This window comes from Nocardia sp. NPDC051911 (assembly GCF_040681035.1).
Classification (GTDB): Bacteria; Actinomycetota; Actinomycetes; order Mycobacteriales; family Mycobacteriaceae; genus Nocardia; species Nocardia sichangensis.
The window spans coordinates 51,783-58,312 of sequence record NZ_JBFAXY010000042.1; the positions used below are offsets into that span (position 1 = coordinate 51,783).

General features: G+C 69.1%; 6 protein-coding genes and 1 pseudogene. 1 reads left to right on the forward strand and 6 read right to left on the reverse strand.

The genetic code is table 11. The features are described from left to right. Positions 1–103: 103 nt before the first annotated feature. The 6 genes from AB0L97_RS34515 to AB0L97_RS34540 are packed head-to-tail and all read right to left on the reverse strand — an operon-like array spanning position 104 to position 5,729. On the reverse strand, positions 104–682 hold the full coding sequence (locus AB0L97_RS34515) for a TetR family transcriptional regulator (RefSeq protein WP_039797950.1): 579 nt from the start codon (positions 680–682) through the stop codon (positions 104–106). Positions 683–715: 33 nt separating this feature from the next. Continuing rightward, entirely contained in the window at positions 716–2,185 is a 1,470-nt protein-coding gene (locus AB0L97_RS34520) for an FAD-dependent oxidoreductase (RefSeq protein ID WP_356968123.1), read from the reverse strand. 14 nt (positions 2,186–2,199) lie between these two features. Continuing rightward, the gene (locus tag AB0L97_RS34525) at positions 2,200–2,604 is read right to left on the reverse strand and encodes a carboxymuconolactone decarboxylase family protein (RefSeq protein WP_355078353.1); all 405 of its coding nucleotides are present in this window, start codon (positions 2,602–2,604) and stop codon (positions 2,200–2,202) included. Next, positions 2,601–3,479 carry an NAD(P)-dependent oxidoreductase gene (locus AB0L97_RS34530; protein WP_364438116.1) on the reverse strand — a complete coding sequence of 293 codons (879 nt, stop codon included), beginning with the start codon at positions 3,477–3,479 and terminating at the stop codon, positions 2,601–2,603. The genes AB0L97_RS34525 and AB0L97_RS34530 overlap by 4 nt, the downstream gene beginning before the upstream one ends. Next, complete coding sequence (locus AB0L97_RS34535; protein ID WP_356968119.1) at positions 3,476–4,228, reverse strand: SDR family oxidoreductase; 753 nt, start codon at positions 4,226–4,228, stop codon at positions 3,476–3,478. Before AB0L97_RS34535 ends, AB0L97_RS34530 begins: the two co-directional genes overlap by 4 nt. 34 nt (positions 4,229–4,262) lie before the next feature. Further along, positions 4,263–5,729, reverse strand: coding sequence for an aldehyde dehydrogenase (locus AB0L97_RS34540; RefSeq protein WP_355078350.1), 1,467 nt, complete (start codon positions 5,727–5,729; stop codon positions 4,263–4,265). A gap of 298 nt (positions 5,730–6,027) precedes the next feature. On the opposite strand from AB0L97_RS34540, the pseudogene AB0L97_RS34545 reads away from it, so the two are divergent. Beyond that, positions 6,028–6,530: pseudogene (locus AB0L97_RS34545) on the forward strand (cytochrome P450); the annotation flags it as partial.

The following is a 6,530-nucleotide window of genomic DNA, read 5'->3' on the forward strand; positions in this document are numbered from 1 at the left end:
TTCCCACTCCGATCTGCACCGACTACGGCAAAGATACGAGCAAGCACGCGCCGTGCGGCCCGGTTTCGGGTAACCGGCTCGAAGTCGTCCGGCATTGTCCGCGCTACCGCAGGATCAACAGCGCGGAGGCCTCGATCCGGTCGGCGATCTCGGAGTACGACCCGTAGCCCATGCCCGCGCGCACCAGCGCGCCCGCGTAGAGCAATTCCAGCGACTCGACCACGTCCGGGTCCGGGTCCGGACCGAGGGCGCGGATGATGCGCTTGCGGATCTCGGCGCCGATGCGTCCGCGCAGATGCTCGACGTCGGGATCGCGGCCGAGCAGCGCGCTGGTGACCGCGCCGGAGAGCTCCTGCTCGTCGGCCACCAGCATCGCGATGTTCCGCAGTTCGGCGACCACCCGGACGGTCGGGTCCGGGTCCTCGCTGACCGGCGACGGCGAGGCGACCAGCCGCCGCCAGAAGATCTCGGCGACCAGATGCTCCTTCGACGAGAAGTAGGTGTACGCCGTGGCCGTCCCGACCCCGGCGGCCGCGGCGACCATCCGGATGGTCATGCCCGCGAACCCTTCGCGCGCAAGCACTTCCACCGCCGAGCGGGTCAGCTTGTCCACGGTGTCGGCTTGTTTGCCGGAGAGCCTGCGGCGAGTCGCCTCGAGAATGACGGAATCAGGTTCGGACATGTGTCTGGATCCTACTAGGCGGATTGGAACGGTTCAGTTCTTGGCCGCCGCGATACCGGCCCGGCGTCCGTAGAAGCTGCCGTCGCCCAGCGACGCGCCGCTGACGTAACCGCCCGCGCACAGGCCGGAGGTGCACCGGCCCGCCGCGAACAGCCCCTGGATCGGCTCCCCGGAGACGTGCAGCACCCGCGAATCGAGGTCGGTACGCAGTCCGCCGAGGGTGAAACCGGCCGTGAAACCGCGCATGTCGAACGCCGCCACCGATCCGCGCAGCGGGCGCAGCCATTCCGGCTTCTTGCCCAGCAACGGGTCCGCGCCGTTGGCGGCGTGCAGGTTGTAGCACTCCACCGTGGCCTGCAACGCCTGGCCGGGCAGGCCCATCTCGGCTTCCAGCTCGGCGATGGTTTCCGCCACCCAGGTCGGGGGCTGGCGGAAGAACGGCGTCGAGGTCTCGGTGGTCAGCGCCTCCTCGTAGGACGCCTCGTCGATCACCAGGTACGCCTGATTGTCCTGCTGGATCAGCGTCGCCTGGCCGATCCGGCCGGGATAGGTGTCCTCCTGGATGTAGCGCTGGCCGCGCCCGTTGACCAGGATGCCGCGCGCCAGCAACTGCGGGTCACCGAAGAAGGCCACCTCGGTCGCGTCCATGTGCGCCAGCTGCGCGCCGAGCGCCTGCGCCAGCCGGATGCCGATGCCGTCGTGTTCCTCGATCGCCGCGGCGGGCCTGCCGATCAGTCGCGGCGCGTAGCCTTCGATCATCTCCTTGTGATAGGCGAAGCTGCCGGTGGCCAGCACGACGCCGCGTTCGGCACGGATGGCGACCGGCTTGCCGTAGCGGCGGGCGAGCACGCCGACCACGCGATCGTCGTCGTCGACGATCAGCCGCGCGATCCGCATGTCGTACTCCGCGCGCACGCCCAGTGCTTCCGCGGTGTCGGCCAGCGGTTTCATGAGCATCCAGCCGCCGCCCTTCTCCCCGGTGCGCTTGTCGGCCATCTGCGGAACATGGCCGCGCGGAGCGGGTTTCGCGATCGCGTTGAAGGGCGCGGCGTTCTCGCCGCCGGAGTACATCAGCCCCTCGTCGTGCGGCGGCTCCCACCCCGGCTCGCCCCAGAACGCCTCGCGGAACGGCACGCCGCAGGACACCAGCCAGTTGAAGTGCTCGACGCTGCCGCGGGTGTAGTCGGCGATCTTCGCCTTGTCCACGCCGGGCCCCAGCGCCGCGAGCAGGAAGGCCTCCATGTTCTCGGGGGTGTCCTCGAAACCGAGGGCCTGTTGCAGCGGTGTGCCGCCGCCGAGGTAGATGAATCCGCCCGCCAGGGCGGCGGCGCCACCCCAGCCGCCGGTGCGCTCCAGGACCAGCACGTCCGCGCCGGCGCGGGCGGCCTCGATGGCGGCGCAGACGCCCGCGATGCCGTATCCGGCGATGACGACGTCGGCGCGATGGTCCCAGTTCTCGACTCGGCTGGCGCGCAGGGGGCGGATGGTGGTGGCGTCGGACATGGTCAACGAATCCTTCACTGCTCGGCGGGCGCGGACTGCGCGCGGGCGGCCTTCTTCTGCTGCGCCACAATCGTGCCCACCAGGATGTCGAGTTTGGTGCCGTTCGGCCAACCTACGTAGTGACACAGGAACACCGCGATCTCGTGCAGCTGGTCTTCGGTGAGTTCGCCGTTGCGCAGCGCGGCCCCGACCTGGATGCCGGCGGTGTCGATCGCGCCCTGCGCCGCCAGCGCGCCGAGCAGCAGCAGCCTGCGGTCGCGGATGGTGAGCCCGGGCCGCGACCAGATGTCGGCGAAGAGGTGGTCGGCGGTGACGGCGAAGTGGGCGCCGGGGTATTCCTGGAATTCCGTGCCGTAGACCTCGGCCATCTTGGCCAACCCGCGCTGCCGCGCGGAGTCGCCGGAACCGTTGTCGCTCATGAGGATTGCCTTTCCGATACGGAGGTGCCGGTCCCGACGCCGAGGCCGGGGCCGAGCCGGTCGAGTGCGAGTTCGGCCAGCGGCAGCGCGGTGCCGAGCCGTTCGCCCAACTCCAGGGCGAGACCGAGGTCCTTCTCCCCGAGGTCGCGCACGTGCCGCAGGATCGGCAACCAGAAGTCGCCGTCCTGGATCGGGGCGGTGGTGTCGCGCAGCATGATGGCGCCGGGCCCTCCGGTGACCGCGTCGGAGTGCCGTACCACCTTGCCGAGCGCGGTGAGGTCGAGACCGGCCGCCTCGGCCAGCCGTTGCGCCTCGGTGGCCGCGGTGAAGGAGACGAAGTGCAACAGGTTGCGCGCCAACTTCATGCGCGTGCCCGCGCCGACCGGCCCGGCGTGCACGATCAGGTCGGCGAAGCAGCCGAACGGTTCGCGAACCTGCTCGAACGCCGCCGCGCTGCCGCCGACCATGACCGCGAGCGCGCCGCGGGTCGCGCCGGGTGCGCCGCCGCTGATCGGCGCGTCCACCAGTTCGACGCCGCGCTCGCCGCAGACCGCGCCGAGTTCCTCGGCGGTGCGGTCGCTGATCGTGGAGTGCACGGCGACCACGGTGCCAGGTGCGGCGGTCCGCAGCAGGCCCTCGGGTCCGGTGATCACCTCGCGCACCTGGGCGTCGTTCACCACGGTGATCGAGATGACGGTGGCCTGTCGGGCCAGCTCGGCCGCCGAGGCGACGGAGTCCGCTCCGGCCGCGAGAAACGGCTCGACCGCCTCGGGCCGCATATCGCACACCGTCAGCCCGCCCGGCCACTCCAGCAGGCGCTCGGCCATCGGCGCACCCATGTTGCCGAGGCCGAGGAATCCGATGCGGGCGCTCATGATCGCACGATCTGTCCGCCGTCGACGTTGAAAATCTGCCCGGTGACCCAGCTCGCCTCGTCCGACAGCAGGTACAGGCAGGCGCCGACGAGATCCTGCGGAGTGCCCATCCGCTTGAGCGGCAGGCGTTTGACGATGTCGTCGACGATCACGTCCGGGGTGACCGACCTGGTGGCGTCGGTATCGATCGGACCCGGCGCGATGGCGTTGACGCGGATGTTCGACCCGCCCAGCTCGAAGGCCAATTGCTGGGTCAGGCCGTTGACGCCGGTTTTGGCCAGCCCGTAGAAGCTGGAATACAGCCACGCGGCGGTGGAGGACTGGTTGACGATCGATCCGCTGCGGCGTTTGGACATGTGCGGCCAGACGGCGCGGGTCATGACGAGCGCGCCGTCCATGTTCACGCTCATGAACTTCTTGTAGTAGTCCCACGGCACGGTCAGCAGCAGGTTCAGCTTCATCTCGCCGTAGATGGCGGCGTTGTTCACCAGATGGTCGATGGCGCCGAATTCGGCGACGGTGAAATCGGCGAGCGCGGTGGCGGATTCGGGATCGGACACGTCGAGGAGTCCGAACACCGCGGTGCCGCCGTCGGCGACGATCTTCTCGACCACCGCCGCGCCGCCTTCGGCGTTCTTGTCGGCGACGACGACGTTCGCGCCTTCGGCGGCCAGCGCCTGCGCGTAGGCGGCGCCGATGCCCTGCGCGGCGCCGGTGACGATGGCGGATCTTCCCGTGAAACGGGCCATGGACTTCAGCTCCTCTGTAGTTGTCCCGCGACGGTCAGGCCGCGGTGGCGATGACTTTCGTCTCGAGGTACTCCTCGAAACCGGCGATGCCCATCTCGCGGCCGAGGCCGGATTGCTTGTAGCCGCCGAACGGGACGTCGGCGGAGTACCAGATGCCGCCGTTGACGCTCAGCGTCCCGGTCCGCACGCCTTCGGTGACGCGCCGGATGCGTTCGGGGTCGTTGCCCCACACCGAACCGGACAGGCCGTAGGGGGAGTCGTTGGCGATGCGGACGGCGTCCTCGTCGCCGTCGTGCGGGATGATCACCAGCACCGGGCCGAAGATCTCCTCGCGGGCGACGGTGGAGCTGTTGGGGACGTCCGCGATCAACGTCGGTTCGACGAAGAAGCCGCGCTCCCGGTCCGGCCGCCCGCCGCCCACCACGATCCGGCCGCCTTCGGCGCGCGCGATGTCGAGGTAGCGTTCCACCCTGGCGCGCTGCCGCTCGGAGATCAGCGGCCCGCAGACCGTGCGCGGGTCGGCGGGATCGCCCGGCTCGATCCCGCCGAGCGTGGCCGCGGCCGCCTGCACCGCTCGGTCGTAGGCGGCGCGTGGCACCAGCAGCCGGGTGGACAGCGCACACCCCTGTCCCGCATGCACGCACACCGAGAACGCCGCCACCGAGCAGGCCGCCGCGATGTCGGCGTCGTCGAGCACGATGAACGCCGACTTGCCGCCCAGTTCGAGGAACGCCTTCTTCAATGTCGTCGCGGCGCCGGTCATCACGGCGCGGCCGGTGGCCGTCGACCCGGTGAAGCTGATCATGTCGACGCGCGGATCCGCGGTGAGCCGGGCGCCGAGCGTGTGGTCCGCAGAGGTCACGATGTTCACCACACCGGCCGGGATGTCGGTCTCCTCGGCGATGATGGCGCCGACCGCCGCCGCGCACCACGGGGTGTCCGGAGCGGGTTTGAGCACGACGGTGTTCCCCGCGGCGAGCGCCGGGCCGAGTTTGGCGAAGTTGATCTGGTGCGGGAAGTTCCAGGGCGTGATCGCCCCGACCACACCGATCGGTTCGCGGCGCAGTACTCGGCGCGTCTTTATGCCCATGGGCGCGGCCACACCCAGATCGGTTTCCCAGGCGTAGGTCTCGGGGAGCCCGGCCGCGTAACCGAGGTCGGCGACCGGGCCTTCCAGTTGCGGGCCGCTCGTGAGCATCCGCGGTGCGCCGACCTCGGCGATCGTGATCTCGCGCAGTTCTTCGACATGGGATTCCAGCGCGGTGCGCAACTGCGCGAGACAGCGCGCCCGGAAGGCGTGATCGCGCGACCAGTCCGTCTCGTCGAACGCGGTGCGCGCGGCGTCGACGGCCGCGTCGAGGTCGGCCGCGTTCGCGTCGGCGGCGAGGCCGAGGACCTCCTCGGTCGCGGGGTTCACCGTCGCGAAGACACCGTCGGCGCCCTCGACCAGCTTGCCGCCGATCAGCAGGCGGGACCCGTCGGCGGGCAGAAGGCTGCTCATGGATTACTCCGATACTGTCTGGACACGTGTACGGAATATAGTCTTGGAACGTGATCGGTGGCAATAACAGGTTCTAACTCTGCCATTCTCGCCGAGATCCGGGTGTCAGGTGATCCGGCCTGTATCGACTCCCGCCGGTGTTTCGCTCCGAAGCGGAGAAATGAGTCTCTGATCGGATGATTGTCGAGATCGAGTGCGCGGTGGTAGTGTCCAGACACATGTCCAGCTATCTGTCTTCGCTCGGCCCGCCATGTGCTGCCGCGTGGCGGAACGTGTTATCGGTTTTGGAGTGTGGGCGATGACGGCTGTGGTGGGGCCGCTGGTGTTCGACCCGTATGACTACGGGTTTCATGAGGATCCGTATCCGGTGTATCGGCGGCTGCGGGAGGAGGCGCCGCTGTATCACAACCCTGATCTGGGGTTTTGGGCGTTGTCGCGGCATCCGGATGTGGTGGGGGCGTTTCGTGACAGTGTGCGGTTGTCGAGTGCGAACGGGGTGTCGCTGGATCCGGCGGCGTGGGGTCGGCACGCGCATCGGACCATGTCGTTTCTGGCGATGGACGATCCGCGGCATATGCGGATGCGGCGGTTGGTGTTCAAGGGGTTCACGCCGAAACGTGTCGCGCAGATGGAGGACCGGATCCGGGAGTTGACGCTGTCGTATCTGGAGCCCGCGGTGTCCGGTGCCGTCTTCGACTGGATCGACGAGGTCGCGGGCAAGTTGCCGATGGATGTGATCTCCGAGCTGATGGGGGTGCCGGTGGTGGATCGGGTGGAGATTCGCCGGTTGGCGGATCTGGT